12 protein-coding genes and 1 pseudogene are annotated in these 19,995 nt (G+C 74.5%); 7 read left to right on the top strand and 6 right to left on the bottom strand.

Annotation, left to right across the window (positions count from 1 at the left end; genetic code table 11):
• Positions 1-141: 141 nt before the first annotated feature.
• Positions 142-396: pseudogene (locus tag AL2_RS36725) on the bottom strand (flavodoxin domain-containing protein); the annotation flags it as partial.
• 217 nt (positions 397-613) lie between these two features.
• Here AL2_RS36725 and AL2_RS24610 point away from each other — a divergent pair.
• Positions 614-1,498: an ABC transporter ATP-binding protein gene (locus AL2_RS24610; RefSeq protein WP_218003703.1), complete on the top strand. Its 885-nt coding sequence runs from the start codon at positions 614-616 to the stop codon at positions 1,496-1,498.
• Positions 1,495-3,141: an efflux permease Rv1217c-related protein gene (locus AL2_RS24605; protein ID WP_157438335.1), complete on the top strand. Its 1,647-nt coding sequence runs from the start codon at positions 1,495-1,497 to the stop codon at positions 3,139-3,141. Before AL2_RS24610 ends, AL2_RS24605 begins: the two co-directional genes overlap by 4 nt.
• Here AL2_RS24605 and AL2_RS36720 read toward each other — a convergent pair.
• From AL2_RS36720 to AL2_RS24590, 3 genes are all read right to left on the bottom strand, one after another.
• The gene (locus AL2_RS36720) at positions 3,128-7,828 is read right to left on the bottom strand and encodes a lysylphosphatidylglycerol synthase domain-containing protein (protein ID WP_083946859.1); all 4,701 of its coding nucleotides are present in this window, start codon (positions 7,826-7,828) and stop codon (positions 3,128-3,130) included. The genes AL2_RS24605 and AL2_RS36720 overlap by 14 nt on opposite strands.
• A gap of 3 nt (positions 7,829-7,831) precedes the next feature.
• A complete protein-coding gene (locus AL2_RS24595; protein WP_067637370.1) occupies positions 7,832-9,445 on the bottom strand; it encodes a polysaccharide deacetylase family protein in 1,614 nt (537 codons plus the stop codon).
• Positions 9,446-9,541: 96 nt separating this feature from the next.
• Positions 9,542-11,890 carry a heavy metal translocating P-type ATPase gene (locus tag AL2_RS24590; protein ID WP_245666879.1) on the bottom strand — a complete coding sequence of 783 codons (2,349 nt, stop codon included), beginning with the start codon at positions 11,888-11,890 and terminating at the stop codon, positions 9,542-9,544.
• 151 nt (positions 11,891-12,041) lie between these two features.
• On the opposite strand from AL2_RS24590, the gene AL2_RS24585 reads away from it, so the two are divergent.
• Together AL2_RS24585 and AL2_RS24580 are read left to right on the top strand one after the other, a co-directional pair.
• Positions 12,042-12,890, top strand: coding sequence for a universal stress protein (locus AL2_RS24585; RefSeq protein ID WP_067637369.1), 849 nt, complete (start codon positions 12,042-12,044; stop codon positions 12,888-12,890).
• 89 nt (positions 12,891-12,979) lie between these two features.
• Entirely contained in the window at positions 12,980-14,233 is a 1,254-nt protein-coding gene (locus AL2_RS24580) for an acyl-CoA dehydrogenase family protein (RefSeq protein ID WP_067637367.1), read from the top strand.
• Positions 14,234-14,276: 43 nt separating this feature from the next.
• On the opposite strand, the gene AL2_RS24575 is transcribed toward AL2_RS24580, so the two are convergent.
• Both AL2_RS24575 and AL2_RS24570 read right to left on the bottom strand, forming a co-directional pair.
• Complete coding sequence (locus AL2_RS24575; RefSeq protein WP_067637365.1) at positions 14,277-15,527, bottom strand: hypothetical protein; 1,251 nt, start codon at positions 15,525-15,527, stop codon at positions 14,277-14,279.
• An 81-nt stretch (positions 15,528-15,608) separates the two neighbouring features.
• Positions 15,609-16,460, bottom strand: coding sequence for an LLM class F420-dependent oxidoreductase (locus AL2_RS24570; RefSeq protein ID WP_067637363.1), 852 nt, complete (start codon positions 16,458-16,460; stop codon positions 15,609-15,611).
• A 69-nt stretch (positions 16,461-16,529) separates the two neighbouring features.
• Between AL2_RS24570 and AL2_RS24565 the strand changes: the two genes are divergently transcribed.
• The 3 genes from AL2_RS24565 to AL2_RS24555 are packed head-to-tail and all read left to right on the top strand — an operon-like array spanning position 16,530 to position 19,893.
• Positions 16,530-17,615, top strand: coding sequence for an NAD(P)H-dependent amine dehydrogenase family protein (locus AL2_RS24565; RefSeq protein WP_067637361.1), 1,086 nt, complete (start codon positions 16,530-16,532; stop codon positions 17,613-17,615).
• A gap of 24 nt (positions 17,616-17,639) precedes the next feature.
• Entirely contained in the window at positions 17,640-18,377 is a 738-nt protein-coding gene (locus AL2_RS24560) for a glucose 1-dehydrogenase (protein ID WP_067637359.1), read from the top strand.
• A gap of 34 nt (positions 18,378-18,411) precedes the next feature.
• Positions 18,412-19,893, top strand: coding sequence for an FAD-binding protein (locus AL2_RS24555; RefSeq protein ID WP_083946858.1), 1,482 nt, complete (start codon positions 18,412-18,414; stop codon positions 19,891-19,893).
• The last annotated feature ends 102 nt before the right edge of the window (positions 19,894-19,995 follow it).

Here is a 19,995-nt window from a genome sequence, read left to right as displayed (position 1 = left end):
GGGGATGTGCTCGCGCCGGAAGACCCCGGAGAAGAGCCGGTGCTCCCGCGCGCCGAGCGTCCGGTGCAGGCCGTCCGCCAGCAAGGCCTCCTCCTTGGCGCCGAAGCCGCGCCAAGGGCCGCGCAGCGCCGCCGGCATCCCGACGCTGAACAGCCACACCGGCCGCCCTGCCAGAGCGTCGCGCTCCCGCTCCAGGAAGCCGGTCGCCTCGCTCAGCCAGGCGCGGCTGTGGACGGCGCTGCCGAGCACGAACGCCTGGTACGACCCGGTGTCGCTCACACCGCTCATGGCGCGGATCTCCACCCGCTCACCGCGCTCGGCCAGTGCCGCACCGATCCGTTCGGCGATGCTCCGGGTGGACCCGTGCGCGCTCGCGTACGCCACCAGGATGGTCATGTCGTCACCTCCTTGGTGTGACACCAGGCTCCGTAGTCGCCCACCGCGCTGCCAGAGTCCAAGGTCCTGATGGCACCCGGCGGAAGGCCGTCCCTCCGGACCGGGATCACGGTGATTCCCGGCAGGTGCCCAACGGTGGGTGGTTTGGGGACTTTCGGCTGCTGTCAGGCGCCCGCCGCGCCTCTACTTTCAAGAGCGGATCATAAGGAGGTGCGCGGTGGTCGCGTCGGCGATACGGACTGAGGGCCTGACCAAGCGTTTTGGGCGGGTGACCGCGGTGGACGGGCTCGACCTGGAGGTCGGGCGCGGAGAGATCTTCGGGTTCCTGGGGCCGAACGGAGCGGGGAAGTCGACGACGATCCGGCTGCTGCTCGGGCTCGCCCGGCCGACGGCCGGGAAGGCGTGGCTCATGGACGTGCCGGTCGGGGACGTCGAGCGCGCCCACCGGCATGTCGGCTACGTCGCCGGGGACGTGGCGGTCTGGCCGCAGCTGACCGGCCTGGAGACGCTCACGTACCTCGGGAACCTGCACGGCCATGTGGACGTGCCGTTCCGGGACGAGCTCGTCGAGCGGCTGCGCTTCGACCCGGGCATGCGGGCCCGCTCCTACTCCAAGGGCAACCGGCAGAAGCTCGCGCTGATCGCGGCGCTGATGACCCGGCCGGACGTGCTCCTGCTGGACGAGCCGACGTCCGGCCTGGACCCGCTCATGGAGGCCGAGTTCCAGGCGCTGGCGCGGGAGGCCTCCGGCCGCGGGCAGACGGTGTTCCTCTCGTCCCACATCCTCGACGAGGCCCAGGACGTCTGCCACCGGGTGGCGATCCTGCGGGCCGGCAGGCTCGTCGAGGTCGCCGAGCTGGAGGAGCTGCGCGGGCTCGGCGGGACGGTGCTGGAGGCGGTCATCGACGGCCCCGTTCCCGACCTCGCCGGGGTGCCCGGCGTGACGGGCGTGGAGCCCATCGACGGCGGCGTCCGCGTGTCGGTCACCGGTTCGCCGTCCCCGGCGCTGTCCCGGCTGAGCACCGTGCCGGTGGTCCGGCTGCGCAGCCACGAGCCGACTCTCGAAGAGATCTTCCTGAGCTACTACGAGGCGGACAGGTGACCAGGACCGTGGCCGTGCGCGGGGCCGCTCCGCGAGCGCGGCGGGAAGGGCGCCACCCGGTGGACGCGCGGGTCGCGGGGCTGACCGTGCGGCTGATCCGGCGCGGGGCCGGCTGGCTCGCGGCGGCGCTCGCCTTCTACGCGGCGGTCGAAATCTTCACCTACGAGCGGACCTATCCCGACCTCGCCTCGCGGCAGAAGCTCGCGACGCTGTCGGACGACCCCGCCATGCGGATGCTGCAGGGCGTCCCGCACGCCGTCGAGACACCCGGCGGCTTCGTCGTCTGGGACGCCGGCTGGGTGCTGGCCGCGATCACCGGCATCTGGGGCCTGCTGGTGGCCGGGCGGCTGCTGCGCGGCGAGGAGGAGTCCGGCCGCGCCGAGCTGGTCCTCGCCGCGCCGGTCCGCCCGGCCCGGGTCGTGCTGGTGCAGGCCGCCGTGGTGGCGGGCGCGGCGGCGGTGGCGGGCGCCGCGGTGGCCGTCTCGCTGGCGCTCATGGGGACGGGGACGGCGGGCGCGGTCCTGTTCGGCCTCGGCCTCACCGGCATCGCCGCGACGTTCGCGGCGGTCGCGGCCGTGTTCGCCCAGCTCTTCGGGATGCGGCGGCGCGTGACCGGTGCCTCGGCCGCCGTCTTCGGGGCCCTGTTCCTGCTGCGGATGGCGGCGAACAGCACCGATTCGCGCGGGTGGCTCCGCTGGTTCACCCCCTTCGGCTGGCTGGACGAGTTGCACCCGTACCAGGACCCGGACTGGGCGGCGCTCGCGGTGTCGCTGGCGGTGCCCGCCGTCCTCGGCGGCGCCGCCGTCGCGCTGCGGGGCCGCCGCGACGCCGGGGGCTCGCTGATCAGCGAGCCGGACCGGGCCCGGTCCCGGCTCCGGCTGCTCGGCGGCCCCGCGGTGTTCGCCTGGCGCGGCGCGCGCGGGATGCTCGCGGGCTGGATGCTCGGCATCGCCGCGTACGCGTTCGTCAGCGGCGCCCTGATCGCGGCCGTCACCGACTTCGCGGCCGCGGACCCGAACTACAAGGAGGTCCTGAAGCGGCTCGGCTGGGACGCCGGCGACGTCGCCGACGGCTTCGTCGGCGTCATGGGCATCGTGGTCGGCCTGCTCATCGCCCTGTACGCGTGCTGGCGGATCGGCGCCGCGCGGGCCGAGGAGGCCGCCGGGCGGCTCGACCACGTCCTCACCCGGCCCGTCACGCGGCACCGCTGGCTGGGCGGTCACATCGTGCAGGCGCTGGCGTCGGCGCTGCTGATCGCGCCGGCGGCGGCGGCCGCGATGTGGGCCGGTGCCGCCGTCACCGGCGCCGGCACCGGCCTGCCCGACACGCTCGCCGCGACCCTCAACCCGCTTCCCGTGGCCGCCCTGGCGACCGGCCTGGCGGTGCTGCTGTTCGGCGCTTCGCCCCGGCTGACCGCTCCCGGCTCGGCCGCGGCGGTCGTCACCGCCTACCTGATGGAGATGATCGGCTCGACGCTGGACTGGCCGGACCCGGTCCTCGCCGTCTCCCCGTTCCACCACGTGGCGGCGGTCCCGGCGGAGCCGTTCGCGGCCGTCCCCGCCGCGGTCATGATCGGCGTGGCGGCGCTGCTCACGGGCGCGGGCCTGCTGCTCTTCGAGCGCCGCGACCTCACCGGCGACTGAAGGCCGCGGCGCCGGGGAGCAGCGGAAGCCAGAAGCTCAGGACCCGGTAGGCCAGCACGGTCAGGACGGCCTCGGTCGGTCCCGTCCCGAGGGTGGCCAGGGCCAGCACGAGGACGGGTTCGACGACGCCCAGGCCGCCGGGGAGGGGGCCGAGGAGGCGCAGCGGGATGAGCAGCAGGTAGAGCGCGGCCAGGGTGGCGGCGGGTAGCGGCACGTTCATCGCGTGGCACACCGCCAGGAAGGCCAGCACCGAGCAGGTGGTGACGGCGGAGGTGCCGGCGAGCAGCGCGACGAGGTGCCGGGGGCGGTGCGCGAGCCGGGGGAGTCCCGCCGCGGCGGCCCGCAGCGGCGGGACGACCTCGGCCCGGCGGCGCCACAGCAGGACCGCGCCGAGAGCGGCCGCGCCCGCGACGGCCGCCACCAGGGTCCGCGACCAGGGCGGCGCGTCGAACGACTCCCGGCCGTCCAGCAGCGCCGACGCCAGGGCGAGGCCCAGCGCCGCCAGGTGCACGAACGCGCCGGTCAGCCGGGTGAGGGCGACGGTCTCGGCGGCCTCGTTCGGCCCGGCCCCGTGCTCGCGGAGGTAGGCGCCGAGGACGGCGCCGCCGCCCCGGCCCGCCGGCCGCTGGCGCGAGGCATAGGACGCCGCGACCTGCCGCAGGAGCGTGCGCCCGAACGCCAGGCCGCGCCGGGAGGCGCCGATCAGGGCGAGCGCGCCCGCCGCGTAGGACGCCGCCACGAGCAGCACCGCCAGGACGAGCCACCGGACGCGGGCGTCCGCGAGGACCGCCATGGGGGAGTGCAGGCCAGTGACGCCGATGAGGCCGTGGTAGACGGCGTACCCGGCGGCGACGAGCAGCAGCAGGACCCAGGGGCGCGACGGGATCCGCGACAGGGGGCGGGGCGTGGTGGCGCGGGTGGCGCCCGCACGGGTCAGCGCGGTTCGGATCTCGTCCAGGAGGCCGGGGGCGTCCCGCAGTTTCAGCCGGGTGGACCGCGCCAGCGCCAGCGGCTGCACATAGGGGACGGCGGCCTCGGCGGCGGCCGGCCCGAGGACGTCCACGGCCGCGTCGACGGACCGCCGGGGGCCGGTCACGAGTGCCGTGGAGACCAGGAGTTCGGCCACGTCCTGGGCCAGCCTCCCGTCGCTCGCGGCGTCCTCGGCGAAGCCGAAGTCGACGAGCACGGGATCGCCGCCGGTGTCGACGAGCACATTGGCCAGGCGCAGGTCGCGGTGCGCGATCCGTGCCGCGTGGAGCTTGGCGACCTCGCCCCACAGGCGGCGGAGGGCGGCGTCGTCCAGCGAGCGCAGGGGCCGGCCGTCGGTGTCGACGGTCTCCTCCGCGAGGATCCAGGTGCCGGACCCGGCGGGTGCCACGCCGATGACGGCCGGGACGCGCGCGCCCGCGGCGGCCGCGCGCATCAGCATGTACGCCTCGTGCTCGACCTGGCGTTTGGGGCTCGCCATCGGAGTCTCGTCCTCGACCTCGCGGTAGAGGAGGAAGCGGGCCGCCTTGAACATCAGGTCGGCGTCGCGCTGGTCGCGGCCGAGCGCCTTGACGAAGGCGGTGCGCCCGCCGGGGGCGCGGGCGGCGAAGGGGACCGAGCCGCGGGCGTCCGCCCGGACCGGCTCCACCGCGGCGGAGGGCAGGCCGCAGCGGGCGAGACCGGCGGCGACCTGCGCCGGCGCCGGGACGTGGTCGGGCGTGCCGCGCGCGAGGTGCACGGCGCCGCCGACCGCCCAGCCGAGGGCCGCCCCGGCGACGACGTCGAGCGGGAAGTGGGCGCCGACGTAGACGCGGCTCAGCGGGACGGCGACGGCGACCGCCCACAGCGCCCACCGGACCGGGCGGCGTACGTGCGCGGCGGCCACGGTGGCGAGGGCGGCGGCCACGGCCGCGTGGCCGGAGACGAAGCCGAGCCCGCCCTCGTGCGCGCCGCGCAGGACGACCTCCGACAGCAGCGCGCCGGGGCGCCCGCGGTCGGCGACGTCCTTGACCAGCTTGGCGAGCAGCCAGGCCAGAGAGCCGGCGAGGGCCAGGTCGACGGCGAGCCGGACCCGGCGGACGGCGAGGGCCGCCGCCGCGGTCGCCCCGGCGGCGCCGAGCGCGCCGGCCTGCATCACGACGTCGACCGGCCGGATCAGCCAGCCGGGCAGATCGTTGATGAGCCGGAAGACGTCGATCTCGGGGCGCAGCAGGAACCCGTCCGCCGCGAAGACGGCGAGCGAGAGGCAGATCGCGAGCCCGGCGGCGAGGCGGATCACGTCGCCGGGGTGCCGTGCGGTCGCGGGCGCGTCCGGCGGGAACGGGCCGGTGAGAGCGGGCGCGCGGCGGTGCCGTGGGATGGCCGCGGGCCGGGCGGGCACTGCCGGGCCGGCGGCGTTCAGGGCGGCGGCCATCGCCCGGTCGCGGGTGGTGGCCGCGGAGGTCATCGCGATCAGCCGGGCCGCGTCCTCGTCGAGCAGTGCCGGTGCGGTGTCGGTCTCCGCTCGTCCCCAGCCGGTGATCCACGGGCGCCCCCGCCGGTCGATCAGGACGTTGCCGGGCTGGAGGTCGCGGTGGGCGATGCGGTCGCGCCGCAGCGCCGCGCACTGCCGCCACAGGTCGTCCAGCGCCTCCTGGGGGAGCGCGTCGGCCTCGCCGAGCGGACGCGCGTCGATGTGCTCCATGACCAGGGCCCAGCTGCCCGGACCGGCCTCCGCCACGAACCGGACGGCCGGTACCCGCGCGCCCGCCCGGCGGGCGCGCATGAGCAGGTAGCCCTCGTGCTCGGCCAGGTGCTTCGCGGTGGCGAACGGCGGCTCGCCCGGCCTGCGCCGCCACAGCCGGCCGAGCCGGTGGAGGACGTCGGCGTCGCGCTGATCGCGTCCGATGACCTTCACGAAGAGCCGCCCGGCGGACGTCGTCACGGCGTAGGGGGCGGCGTGCCTCAGGTCGCCGGGCACCGCCCGCACGTCCGTGACCGCGAACCCGTGGCGGGTGAGCGTCTGGCGTATCGCGGCGAGCCTGGGGCGGTGCGCGGGCGTTCCGATGACGAGGAGCGCCGCCGCGCCCACGGCCCAGCCCAGGGCGGCGCCGCCGAGCACGTCCACCGGGAAATGCGCCCCCAGGTACACCCTGGCCGCGCCGACGGCGGCGACCACGCCCCACAGGATCCGCCGGTACGGGCGGGGGAGGTAGGCGCCGGCCACCGTGACCAGGGCCGCGGCGACCGCGGTGTGACCGGCGACGAAACCCGTGCCGAAGGGCGTCGCGTCGGCTCGGAGGGCGACGCCGTCGAGCAGCGCGGCGGGGCGCGGGCGTCCCGACACGTCCTTGACGACCTTGGCGAGCTCCCACGCGAGCGTTCCGGCCGCGGCGAGCGTGCCGGCGAACCGGAACCTGCGGAAGGCCGCGGCGGCCGCCGCCGCGACGGCGACCGCGCCGACCCAGCCGGCCTGCATCAGCAGCCACAGCGGCAGCTCGACGGCGTCCGGGAGGTCGTTCACCAGCCGGAACAGGTCGGTGTCCCAGCCGGGCACGCCCCGGCTCACCGCGACCAGCGCCGTCAGCACGGCCAGCGCGAGCACCAGCCGGACGGCGTCCATCGGGTGGCGGAACACGGCTTCGTGCGGGCGCGCGGCGACCCGCGGGCGGCGCCACCGCCACCACGCCCAGACCGCGCCGCCCGCCGGAAGGTAGAGCAGGTAGGTGAAGAAGCGGAACAGCAGGACGCCGGCCGTGGCGGCGGGCAGGTCCGCGCCGGTGAGGTCGAGCCCGCCGATCAGCGCGAGTTCGAGGACGCCCGCGCTGCCGGGCGTGAGCGGGACGGCGGTCACCTGCCGAGCCACCGTGTAGACGGTGAACGCCTCCAGCACCCCGACCCGGGACACGCCCGCCGCCTGCAGCGACACGTACAGCACCGCGAACACGCAGACGTGGTAGCCGACGGCCGACAGCGTCAGCGCCGGCCAGCGGGCGCGGATCAGCTCGCGGGCCTCGCCCTGGAACCGTCCGACGTCACCGGTGCGGTCGGTGATCCGGCGGTGCAGCAGCCGCGCGACGGGCCGCGCGGCCCGGAGGAGGCCGGCCGCGATCGCCGGCGCCGCACGGTCGCTCCGCAGCATGACCACGGTCAGCACGATGAGGACGGCGGCCAGCGCCAGCCCGAGGGCGCCCGCGCCGCGCACTCCGGGCGGGACGTCCGACGCCATGGCGAGCAGCCCGAGCGCGAGCAGCGGCAGCGTCAGCCGGGCGACGAGGCTCCAGATGCCCGTGACCAGTACCTGCAGCGCGATCGGAGCCGTCCGGAATCCGAGGTCCCGGGACATCGTGACGTTCAGCGCCGCGCCGGCGGCGCCTCCGCCGGGCAGGGCGTAGGAGAGGGCGGTGGTGACCACGTTGATCGCGGAGGCGGGTGCGAGCCGCAGTCCGGGTAGTGCGGCGCTGAGGCCGAGGGCCGACAGCAGTATCGACAGGCCGGTGAACGCGGCCGGCAGGGCCAGGTCTGTGGCGTGTACTCGTGTCCGCAGGATGGCGGTGACCTGTTCCAGGTCGACGAGGTCGGGTAGCACTTTGCCGAAGATCGCGGCGACGGTGAGCAGGGCGAGGACGCGGCCGAGCCGGGTCCGGCCGCGTCCCGGTCTTGCCCGGCGGCCCCCGGTGGGCGGGTCGGTGGGGCCGCTGTGGGTGGTCTGCGTGCCCACCGGTCAGGGGATGAGGGCGTCGAGGGTGGTGAAGGTGTAGCCGGCGGCGCGGAGGCCGGTGATGATCGCGGGGAGCGCGTCGGCGTCCAGTGTGGTGTGGTCGTCGGGGTTGGCGCCGACGTGCATCAGCACGATCATCCCGGGTGTTTTGGCGGCCAGGACCCGCGCGGTGACCTTGTCGGCGGTTTGTCCGCCTGTGGTGCCCTGCCAGCCGAGCGAGTCGACGGTCCAGCCGACCGGGACGTAGCCCAGGCTGTTGAGGAGGGTGACGTCGGAGGCGGTGTAGGCGCCGTAGGGGAAGCGGAACAGCGGTGCGGGCTGTGCGCCGTTGGTGTTGAAGATGGCGGTGCGGGCGGTGGTGACCTGTGTCTTGGCGGTCGTGTCGCTGATCTTGGTGAAGTCGGGGTGGGTGTTGCTGTGGTTGCCGATCCGGAACCCCGATCCGGCCAGCAGGTTGCTGTAGACGGGGAACCCGCGGGTGAAGTCGCCGACCAGGAAGAAGGTGGCCGGGACGTTCTGGCGTTGCAGGGTGGCGCGGATGGAGGAGACTCCGGAGGCGTCCCATGCGGAGTCGAAGGTCAGTGCGGCGACCTTGGAGGTGGTGGGGATCTTGGTGACGTTCTTGCCGCGCAGTGCGGAGGGCACGCCGGGCGGTGGTCCGGGCGTCCAGGCCTTCACGTCGGTGGTCCAGGTGGTGCCGGTGATGGTGCGGCTCCACCGTGCGGCGTCGCGGCCGCGTCCGATCGATACGGTCTTGCCGCCGGCGGACGCGGCGCCGGGCCCGTCGACGTAGAGGCCGCCCATGGTCTGCCAGTCGCCCCATGTGCCGGTGTAGGCGCGCACGTGCAGCCGGTGGGTGCCGGCGTCGCGGATGAACACCCAGGTCTTGCCGGTGGCGGGGTCGGCGGCGATGCCGGGGGTGCTGTAGGTGCTCGCGCCCAGGGATGTCCAGTCCGACCAGGTGGCGCCGGTGCGGGTGCGGGTCCAGACGGCGTGGTCGCGGCCGGTGACGGCGACGCGGACGGTGTCGGTGCCGGTCACGGCGGCGGCGGGTGCGGAGTCGGCGGTCATGTCCATGGCCGTCCAGCCGCTCCAGCCGGTGCCGGGGGTGTAGGTGTTGGTCTGCAGCCCGTCGGCGGCGTCGCGGACGAAGACCTCGACGCGCCCGTCGGGGTGCCCGGCGGCGGCGGGCGAGGTGCTGATGGGCAGGTCGTCGACCTTGGTCCAGGGCTGCCAGGTGCCGCCGGCCCGGACGCGTTCCCACAGCCTGCCGTCGACGCCGCGCCCGTACACGTGGGGGTCGCCGGCGGCGAAGGTGACGGCCGGGCCGCCGATCAGGCGTCCGGCCACGTTGAGCGGGGCGGACCAGGCGCCGTCGACCAGCCGCCGGTACAGCACGTTGGTGGTGGCGGCCCGGTAGGCGACGTCGAAGCCCTTGCCGCTGGGCCATCCGGCGACGCCGGGAGTGTAAGTGGGGACCTCTGCCGTCGCCGCCGCGCGGGCCGTGGGGGAGAACGCCGCCCGAGCGGGCAGAGCGGGCAGAGCGGGCAGGGCGGGTGCGGTCACCAGGGTCGCCGGGAGCAGCACCGCCGTCGAGAACGCTGTGAAGCCTCGCATCGGACTCACGTCCTTCGGTGGGGATTCCAGCGTCCGCCCGCACACCCGCGCGCAGGAGTGACCAAGGTCCCGTCACCACCGCCGAACGTCGGTGCCTCAACGCTCGGCGGAGTCGTGGACGTCGGCGAGGACGAAGTAGTTCTCCTCCTCCTGCGCGAAATGCAGCCGCAGGACCGCGTACAGCTCCTGGACGGTCCGGCGCAGATCGCGCACCGGCTCCGGAGCGCCGGGCGCGGCCCGGAGCTCGGCGGTGAGCGCGCCGATGCGCCGCGTCAGCTCGGCGATCTCGGTGTGCCCGCGGCTCATCGCCCCGGTCGGGTCGGCGCCGCCGAGGGCCCGCGCGACCGCCGGGTAGAGCAGCCGCTCGTCCTTGCGCTCGTGCTCGGCGAGGTCGGTGAGGAAGCCCGTCAGCGCGTCCAGCGCCGCGTCCCGCTCCCGGCCGCCGGACGCGCCGATCGTGTCCGCCAGGACGGGCAGCCGTTCGATGCGCGGCCACAGCATCCGGTGCTCCTCGTCCAGGCGCCGGACCAGCTCGGCCGCGTCGCCGCGCAGCCGCGGCTCCCGGTCGCGGCCCGGGCCGAGCGCGCGCAGCGCGGCGAGGATCGCGGCGACGTCGATGCCCTCCTGGAGCAGCGCGCCCGCCGCCGGCGTCAGCAGCCCGAACGCCGCGGCGACCATCGCCGCCAGCGACAGGCCCATGCCGAAGACGACGCTCTGCCGCGCGACCGACCGGGTCCGCCGCGCGATCGCGAGCGTCTCGGCGAGCCGTTCCAGCCGGTCGACGGTGATCACCACGTCGGCCGCCTCGGACGACGCCGTCGCGCCCCGGGCGCCGAGCGCCACGCCGACCCCGGCGGCCGCCAGCGCGGGCGCGTCGTTGACGCCGTCGCCGACCATCACGGTCGCCGCCCGCTCGCTCTCCGCGCGGGCCACCGCGACCTTCTCGGCCGGGGTCAGCCCGGCGTGCACGGCGTCCGCGCCCACGAGTTCGCCGATCGAATCCGCGACGTCCGCGCGGTCGCCGGTCACCATCACGGCGCGTTCGATGCCGGCCCGCCGGAGCAGCCGGAACGTGCGCGGCGCGTCCGGGCGGATGCGGTCGCGCAGCAGCAGCACGGCGGCGACCCGCCCGTCCACCCCGGCGAACACGGTGATCGCGCCGCGGGCGGCGGCCCGGTTGCGCACCCGGTCCAGCCAGGCGGGGGCGGCCTCCCCGGCCCAGCTCGCCTTCCCGACGCTCACCGTGCGGCCGCCCACGGTGCCGCGGACGCCCTGGCCGGCGGTCTCGGCGACGTCCGACGGCGTGGCGAGCGGCAGCCCGCGCTCATGGGCGCCGCGCACGATCGCGGAGGCCAGCACGTGCGGCGACACCTGGTCGAGCGAGGCCGCGAGCTGCAGCGGATCGCCGGCCGGCGCGGGATCGGCGGGGATGATCTCGGCGAGCGCCGGACGCCCGGTCGTGACGGTGCCGGTCTTGTCGAACAGCAGCACCCGCGCCCCGGCGAGCCGCTCCAGCGCGCCGCCGCCCTTCACCACCACGCCGCGGCGCGCGCAGCGCGACAGGCCGGACGCGAACGCGATCGGCGCGGCGAGGATCAGCGGGCAGGGCGTGGCCACGACCAGCACCGCCACGGCCCGCACCGGGTCCCCGGCGGCCAGCCACGCCGCGCCGGCCAGCACCAGCGTCACCGGGATGAACAGGGCCGAGTACCGGTCGGCGAGCCGCACGAACGGCGCGCTCTCGGCCGCGGCCTCCTCGGCGAGCCGGACGATCCCCGCGTAGGTGCTGGATCCGGCGTCGTTGGTCGCGCGCAGCTCGAACGGCCGCCCCGAGTTGACGGCGCCGCTGCGCACCGCGTCGCCCGCCGGATGCTCCACCGGCAGCGGCTCGCCGGTCAGCGTGGACTCGTCCAGGACGGCCGTGTCCCGCTCCACCAGCCCGTCGACCGGCACGACCTCGCCCGGGCGGACGAGCAGCCGGTCGCCGGGACGCACCTCGGCGACGTCGACGGTGGCCAGGCCGCCGCCGTCCGTCCGGCGGTGCGCGACGCGGGGCGCCAGCGACAGCAGCGCGCTGAGGTCGCGGCGGGCCCGCCGTCCCGCGCGCTCCTCCAGCAGCCGCCCGCCGGTCAGCATCACCGCGATCACCGCGCCGGCGAGCGCCTCGCCGACCGCGACGGTCCCCGCCAGCGCCAGCACCGCGATCACGTCGCTGCCGAACCGGCGGTGCAGCAGCCCGTCCGCGACCCACCAGACCGCCGGGACGAGCGCGAGCACCGTCACCAGCAGCCAGATCAGGTCACCGGCGCCCGCCCCGGCCGTCCAGCGGACGGCGGCGCCCGCCACCAGGCCGCCACCGGCCAGGGCGAACAGCGCCTCGGGGCCGCGCCGTGCGATCAAAGCCCGCATGTCCACCTCGCCGTCCCACGTATCCGGACGTTCCACCCTTTCCTTTCCATGCTCCAGGACCCAGAGACCACGGACTCCTCCGCCCCGGGCATAAAGGCCCGCCCGGCCGGGGACCTTCGCCTCTGGGAGCGTGCGAGGCCGGAAAGGAACGTGGGAGCAGGGAACCGAGCAGCCGAAGGAGAACGCGATGACCGAGCCGATCGTCGTCGGTACCGACGGCTCCGATGAGTCGGACCGCGCCGTACAGTGGGCCGCCGCCGAAGCCGTCCTGCGCGAACGTCCGCTGCACATCGTCCACGCGCTGGAGAGCTGGCCCTACCGGGCGCCGCTGTTCATGCCGGCCGAGACCACCGAGCGGGCGGCGCACGCCGGACGCCGGCTGCTGGCCGCCGCCCGCGAACGCGTCCAGGAACGCCGGCCCCGCCTGGAGGTCACGACCGCCCTGGTCACCGAGGAGACCCCGCAGGCCCTGCGCGACCAGTCGGACAAGGCGTTCGAGCTGGTCCTGGGCAGCCGCGGCCGCGGCGGGTTCGCCAGCATGCTGCTGGGCTCCACCAGCCTGCGCATGGCCGGCCACTCCACCGTCCCCGTCGTGATCGTGCGCGGGGACACCTCCGACCACGGCGAGATCGTCGTGGGCGTCGACCCGCTGCGCGACCCCGGCACCGTCCTGGACCATGCCTTCGACGCGGCGGCGCTCCATGACGCCCGGCTCCGGGTCGTGCACGCCTGGCAGACGTTCGGCACCCTCATCGAGGCCGGCTACGCCATCGACGCCGGACAGATCGAACTGGACCTGCGCGCCCAGGTCATCGAGACCTACAAGCCGCTGCGCGCCAAGTACCCGCGCGTGGACGTCGTGGAGGAGATCGTCCTGGAGCACCCGGTCACCGCGCTGTCCAACGCGTCCCGCAACGCGCGCCTCCTCGTGGTCGGCGCCCACCAGCGGCGCTGGACCGCACCCCAGCTCGGCTCGATCAGCCACGGAGTCATCCACCACGCCCGCTGCCCGGTCGCCGTCATCCCGTTCAGCTGACCCCGTGCTGGAACGCCGCCCGCGGGAACCGGCCGCGCTCGCGCGTGACATCCTCCTCGGACGCGCGTGAGAACGACGGGAGCCACCGCATGGACTTCGAGATCTCCGAGACGACCCGCGATCTGCTGGGGGCGCTGGACACCTTCATCGAGCGCGAGATCGTCCCGCTGGAGGAGGAGGGCGACAACCGCAGGTTCTTCGACCACCGCAGGGAGTGGGCGCGGACCGACTTCGAGCGGGACGGCGTCGCCCGCGCCGAATGGGAGCAGCTCCTCGCGGAGGCGAAGCGGCGCGCGGACGCCGCCGGGTTCTACCGGTACAGCCTGCCGTCCGAGCTCGGCGGGCACGGGGGCACCAACCTGGAGATGGCGGTGATCCGCGAGCACCTGGCACACCGTGGTCTGGGGCTTCACAACGACCTGCAGACCGAGCACTCGGTGGTGGGCAACCTGGTCTTCGTCGAGCTGCTGCACCGGTTTGGCACGGCCGAGCAGCGGGAGCGGTTCGTCGAGCCGTCGATCCGGGGCGAGAACGGCCTGGCGTTCGCGCTCACCGAACCGGAGCACGGCAGCGACGCGACCTGGATGTCGACGCGCGCGGTCCGCGCCGGCGGCGACTGGGTGATCACCGGGGTCAAGCGGTTCAACACGCTGGGCCCCGCGACGACGCACGACGTCGTCTTCGCCCGCACCTCCGGCGAAGCCGGGCAGGCCAAGGGGATCACGGCCTTCATCGTGCCGCTCGACGCCCCCGGGCTCGACGTCCCCCACTACTGGTGGACGCTCAACATGCCCACCGACCACGCCGAGGTGACGCTGGACGAGGTCCGCGTCCCGTCCTCGTCGATTCTCGGCGAGGAGGGCGAGGGGCTCGCCGTCGCGCAGACGTTCGTCCACGAGAACCGCATCCGGCAGGCGGCCAGCGGGGTGGGCGCGGCCCAGTACTGCATCGACCGCTCGGTCGCCTACGCGCGCGAGCGCACGACCTTCGGCCGCCCCCTGGCGTCCCGCCAGGCCGTCCAGTGGCCGCTGGTCGAGCTGCACACGGAGGCCGAGATGGTGCGGACACTGATCCACAAGACCGCCCAGCGGCTCGACGAGGTGCACGCGGCCGGCGAGCCGGCGGTGACCATCGGGCACCTGGTGTCCATGTGCAACTACCGCGGAAACCGCCTGGTGTGCGACGCCGCGGACCGCGCGATGCAGGTGCACGGCGGCATCGGCTACACGAGGCACGAGCCGTTCGAGCACATCTACCGCCACCACCGCCGCTACCGCATCACCGAGGGCTCCGAGGAGATCCAGATGCGCCGCGTGGCGGGCCGCCTCTTCGGCTACCTGTGAGCGGGGGGCCCGACCTGCCCGGCCGGGCCGGGCCGGGCGGGTGTCAGACGGGCGTGATCGGCAGCGCGCGCCGCGGCTTGAAGGCGAAGTCGGCGCCGGTGCTGAACCGCACGACGGCGACCTCGTCGGCTTCGGGAGCCGGCCGGTCGCGGCGGACGACGGTCAGCCGCCACCCCTCGCCGTCGGCGGTGGCGTCCACGTCCAGGTGGGGGTCGGCGGCGCGGACGATCGCCTGGAGCGGTGCCGTCCAGCCGGGGCCGCACAGCGAGATCCAGGCGTCGTCCTCGTGGGCGGCGGACGGGCGGACGACGATCCCGGCGGCGTCGATGCCGGCGTCGACGTAGGCCGACGGATTGAGGAGCGGGTGCAGCTCCAGGAGGCGGGTCGCCCCCTCCGCGTCGCGGGGCAGGTCCAGGGCGCGGGCGAGCCGTTGCGCGGCGACGCCGGCGATGCCCACCAGCTGCTTGCGGCGGATCCGGAGCAGCTCGTCGGCGCCGGCGGCCCGCTCGCCCACGGCGAGCGCGAAGGCGTGGTCGAGCAGATGCATCTGCAGGCACACCTCGTCGGCGATCCGGACCAGCGCGGAATGGGAGAAGGCGGCGAAGTCCAGGTCGGAGAGCAGCGGGCCGGAGTAGTCGGCGAGGCCGTCGCCGGCCGGGTCGACCGGGGCCAGTTCGAGGTCCGCGGCGCGGGAACGCTCGTTGACGGCGAGCAGGGGGATGCCCTGCGCCTCCGGGTGGGACTCGTCGATGATCACGGTCCACGCGCAGTGGGGCTGCCGGTCGGCGGGCTGGCGCGGCGGCCGGTGGATCGGCCGCACCTGCGCCTTCGGGTTGGTCGCGACCGCGGTCGCGTCGAAGGTGGGGTCCTCGATGTCGTGGCACATGGACCGGACGTAGGCCTCGCCCATCGGCTCGACGTCCATGAGGGCGCCGCAGTGGTCGAGATGGAACTCGCCGTGCCAGCGGTCGTGGACGGTGTAGCGGAAGTCCATGAACTGCGGCGGAGCGCCGATGTCGAGCTGGAGGCCCTTGAAGATGGTCGGGACGTCGCCCTTCCCGGGGACTTCTGGGGCGTAGCCGAGCGCCCGCTGCATCCGCCTGGTGTAGATCGGGCTGGACGCCGCCCACTCCTCGATCGCGATCCGCGCCATCTCCTCCCGTCCGAACGCGGAGATGCACCACGCCATCCCGGAGCGGTCGATGAGCTGCCCGATCAGCAGCAGCTCGGGCACGAGGACCGCGAGCCGCTCGCGGGACAGATCGGCGTAGCGGCTCGGAGGTGTCTGGGGCATCTGCCGGTCTCCTCGGTCGGGGGCGGAAGGGGCGCGTGCGGAGGGAGCGCGTGGGGGCGGAGGGTCGCGTCGGCCGGGCCGTCAGCTGGGGCTCAGGCCGAGCCGCGCGGCCGTCTTGTCCAGGTACGTGAGCACCGTCGCCTCGTCGGCGTCCGGTACGCCCCAGATCAGCTCGGAGGCGCCGGCGGCGGTCCAGTCGGCGAAGTCGCCGGGGGAGGGCTTCTTGGCGACCAGGATCCGCACGTCGGGCTCGCCCGCGCGGCCCGCGTCGGTCCACTCCTTGCGCAGCAGGTCGGCCCGCGCGGCGACGTCGGTCTCGATGGGGGTGGTCATCCAGCCGTCGGCGTTGCGGGCGATCCACTTCATGGTCTTGGGGCCGCCGCCCGCACCGATGATCACGGGGATCCGGCCCTGCGGGGGCTTGGGGTAGGCCCAGCTCGGCCCGAACGACACGAACTCGCCGTCGTAGGACGCCTCCTCCTCGGTCCAGAGGGCGCGCATCGCCTCCAGGTACTCCTTGAGGACGGTGCGCCGCCGGTCCCCGGGGACGTGGTGGTCGGCCAGCTCGTCGGTGTTCCAGCCGAAGCCGGCGCCGAGCGTCACGCGGCCGCCGGACAGGTGGTCCAGGGTCGCGAGCGTCTTGGCGAGGGTGATCGGGTCGGACTCCACCGGCAGCGAGACCGCGGTCGCCAGGCCGATCCGCCCGGTCACCGCGGCGGCGGTCGCCAGCGACACCCACGGGTCGAGGGTGCGCAGGTAGCGGTCGTCGGGCAGGTCCTCGCCGCCTGTGGGGTGCAGCGCGTCCCGGCGCACCGGGATGTGGGTGTGCTCGGGCACGTAGAGGGTGTCGAAGCCGCGTTCCTCGGCGGCCTTGGCGAGAGCGGCCGGGGTGATGCCGCGGTCGGAGGTGAAGAGCACGATTCCGTTGCGCATGGCGCCATACTAGAACGTGTTCTATGTTTCTGGAATACTGACTGGACAGCTGTCTAGCCGAGGAGTGCCATGGCCATCCGCGTCCTTCACGTGGCGACCGGCAACGTCGGCCGCATCGCCCTGGCGCAGCTGATCGAGGATCCCCGCTTCGAGCTGGCCGGCCTGGTCGTGTCGAACCCCGGGAAGGCCGGGCGGGACGCCGGTGAACTCGCCGGCCTGGACGTGGTCACGGGAGTCGTCGCCACCGACGACCTGGACGCGGCCCTCGCCGTCCGGCCGGAGTGCACGGTCTACTGCGCGCTGGGGGAGACCCGGCTGTCCGAGGCGCTCGACGACATCCGGAGGATCCTCGCCTCGGGCAGCAACGTCGCCGCCTCCTCGCCGGTACCGCTGATCTACCCCTGGGGCCTGCTGCCGGACCGCATGATCGATCCCATCGAGGACGCCTGCCGGGCGGGCGGGACGAGCGTCTTCGCCACCGGCGTCGACCCCGGCTGGGTCAACGACCTGCTGCCCTTCGCGATCGCCAGCACCTGCCAGCGGGTGGAGCAGGTGCGCTGCTCGGAGATCGCCGACTACGCGAGCTATGACGGCGGCCCGGTCATGTTCGGCTTCATGGGCTTCGGCCGGCCCGTGGGCGACCTGCCGAGGATGTTCAAGCCGGGAATCCTGGCGGCGTCCTGGGGCGTCAGCCTCCGGATGCTGGCCCGGGGGTTCGGCTTCGAGCTGGACGAGATCACCGAGTGGTTCGAGCAGGAGCCGGCGCCGGAGGCGTTCGACGTGGCCGCCGGGCACATCCCCGCGGGCGGAGTGGCGGCGATGCGCTTCCAGATCCGCGGCGTGGCCGGCGGCAGGGAGGTCCTCGTCATCGACCACACGACCCGGCTGCGCGGCGACCTGCGTCCCGACTGGCCGCAACCGGCGCAGGACGGCGGCTCCTACCGTGTCGAGATCGTCGGCGAGCCCTCCTACCGCGTCGACGTCTGCCCGACCAGCGCGAAGGGCGACCACAACTACGCCGCGATCGCCGCCGGCGCCGGCCGCATCGTCAACGCGATCCCCGACGTCATCGCGGCGCCCCCCGGACTCCGGACACCGCTCGACCTGCCGTTCAACACCGCCCGCGGCGTCTTCGCGGCGGCACTGGCCGGCTGACCGCCGGCGGAGAGGAGATCAGCGATGGGACGCGTGGCCGGAAAGGTCGCCCTGATCAGCGGGGGCGCGCGCGGCATCGGAGCGGCCAGCGCCCGCGCGCTGGCCGCCGAGGGCGCCAGGGTCGTGCTCGGGGACGTGCTGGACGACGAGGGCCGGGCCGTCGCGGACGAGCTGGGCGACGCGGGCCGGTACGTGCACCTCGACGTGACGCGCCCCGAGGACTGGACGGCCGCCGTGGAGTACACCGTCGGCGAGTTCGGGCTCCTGAACGTGCTCTTCAACAACGCGGGGATCGCCAACGGCGCGGCCATCAACCGGTTCAAGCTGGAGAAATGGCAGCAGATCCTCGACGTCAACCTCACCGGGCCATTTCTGGGCATACGCGCGGCCACCGATGCGCTGATCGCGGCCGGCGGCGGCTCGATCATCAACAATTCCTCCATTGAAGGGCTTCGCGGCACCTCCTGGGCGCACGGGTACGTGGCCTCGAAATGGGGCCTGCGCGGCCTGACGAAATCGGTCGCCGTCGAACTCGCCCCGCACGGCGTCCGGGTGAACTCGCTGCATCCGGGATTGATTCGCACCCCCATCACCGAAGGCATTCCCGACGACATGGTCCCGATCCCGCTCGGACGCCCCGGCCAGCCCGAGGACGTCGCCTCCTTCGTGGTATTCCTGGCCAGCGACGAATCGTCCTTCGCCACCGGAACCGAATTCGTCATAGACGGCGGCACGGTGAACCAGATCCCGCACAAGGCCTGACCGCGACCGACGACCCGACGTGAGGCAAGGATCGATGAACGCACAATCCTCTCCGGGACTGGCCGTCCCTCAGGTGATACCGGCCGCGGAACTCCCCGGCGACGCCGAGTGGTTCGACGTCGTGGTGGTCGGCTTCGGCATCGCCGGCGGCTGCGCCGCGCTGGAGGCCGCGCGCTCCGGAGCCCGGGTGCTGCTGCTGGAGCGGGCCGCCGTCCACGGCGGGACGTCGAGCATGTCGGGCGGCCACTTCTACCTCGGCGGCGGCACCGCGGTTCAGCGGGCCACCGGCCACGAGGACACGGTCGAGGCGATGGTGCGATACCTGATGGCGAGCACCAAGGACCCCGACGAGGAGAAGATCCGGGCGTACTGCGAAGGGTCGGTCGCCCATTTCGACTGGCTGGAGGCGCTGGGCTTCGAGTTCGAGCGGTCCTACTTTCCCGGCAAGGCGGTGATCCAGCCCGGTACCGAGGGCCTGATGTTCACCGGGAACGAGAAGGTGTGGCCGTTCCGCGATGAGATCCGGCCGGCGCCCAGAGGGCACAAGGTGCCGGTGCCCGGCGACACGGACGGCACCAGAATCGTGATGGACCTGCTGCGGGACCGGATCGAGGAAGCCGGGGTCGACGTCCGCTACGAGACCGGGGCGACCAACCTGGTGGCGTCCGAGAATGGCGCGGTCACCGGCGTCGCGTGGCGGAACTACGACCGGACCGGCGTTGTCGGCGCCGCCGGAGTGGTGATCGCGGCCGGCGGGTTCGTGATGAACCCGGACATGGTCGCCACCTACACACCGGCCCTGGGCGGGAAACTGTTCACTCTGGGCAGCACCTATGACGACGGGCTCGGGATCCGGCTGGGCGAGTCGGCCGGCGCCGCGCTGGAGCACATGGACGAGCCTTTCATCACCGCGCCGTTCTACCCGCCGTCGTCCCTGGTCAAGGGCCTGATCGTCAACAACCGCGGTGAGCGGTTCGCGGCCGAGGACGGCTACCACGCGCGCACGTCCTACTTCGTGCTCGGCCAGCCGGACGCGACGGCGTACCTGATCGCCGACAGCGACCACATGGAGGAGCAGCGGATGCCGCTGGTGCCGCTGAAGGACGGCTACGAGACCATCGAGGAGATGGAGGCGGGCCTGGAACTGCCCCCAGGCTCCCTGGCCACGACGATGGCCCGCTACAACGAGCACGCCGCCCGCGGCGAGGACCCCGACTTCCACAAGCACCCCGACTGGCTCGCCCCGCAGACCCGGGGCCCGTGGGGCGTCTACGACCTCAGCCTGGGCACCGCCCTGTACGCCGGTTTCACGCTCGGCGGCATGGCCACCACGGTCGACGGCGAGGTACGGCGAGCCGACGGGACGGTCATCGGCGGCCTCTACGCGGCCGGAGCCTGCGCGTCCAACATCGCGCAGGACGGCGCCGGGTACTGCTCGGGCACCCAGCTCGGCGAGGGCTCGTTCTTCGGCCGCAGAGCCGGCCGCGCCGCCGCCCTCCGAGCCCGGCTGCGTTGACCTGCGGCGCGTTGTTGCTATGGCAAGGCCGATAACAACGACACGCCGCAGGTCAACGCGGGACGACCCGGCGGGTCCGTGTGCTGCGGGCCCGCCGGGCGG

The organism is Actinomadura latina NBRC 106108 (genome assembly GCF_001552195.1).
GTDB lineage: Bacteria > Actinomycetota > Actinomycetes > Streptosporangiales > Streptosporangiaceae > Spirillospora > Spirillospora latina.
The sequence above is the reverse complement of the archived record's forward strand: the minus strand, read 5'-3'. Positions and strand labels throughout refer to the sequence as shown.

Bases quoted from the DNA above. Each gene is read 5' to 3' on its own strand.
- AL2_RS24555 (WP_083946858.1), top strand. From the start codon at position 18,412: ATGAACGCACAATCCTCTCCGGGACTGGCCGTCCCTCAGGTGATACCG.
- AL2_RS24575 (WP_067637365.1), bottom strand. From the start codon at position 15,527: ATGCCCCAGACACCTCCGAGCCGCTACGCCGATCTGTCCCGCGAGCGG.
- AL2_RS24570 (WP_067637363.1), bottom strand. From the start codon at position 16,460: ATGCGCAACGGAATCGTGCTCTTCACCTCCGACCGCGGCATCACCCCG.
- AL2_RS24560 (WP_067637359.1), top strand. From the start codon at position 17,640: ATGGGACGCGTGGCCGGAAAGGTCGCCCTGATCAGCGGGGGCGCGCGC.
- AL2_RS24580 (WP_067637367.1), top strand. From the start codon at position 12,980: ATGGACTTCGAGATCTCCGAGACGACCCGCGATCTGCTGGGGGCGCTG.
- AL2_RS24585 (WP_067637369.1), top strand. From the start codon at position 12,042: ATGACCGAGCCGATCGTCGTCGGTACCGACGGCTCCGATGAGTCGGAC.
- AL2_RS24565 (WP_067637361.1), top strand. From the start codon at position 16,530: ATGGCCATCCGCGTCCTTCACGTGGCGACCGGCAACGTCGGCCGCATC.
- AL2_RS24595 (WP_067637370.1), bottom strand. From the start codon at position 9,445: ATGCGAGGCTTCACAGCGTTCTCGACGGCGGTGCTGCTCCCGGCGACC.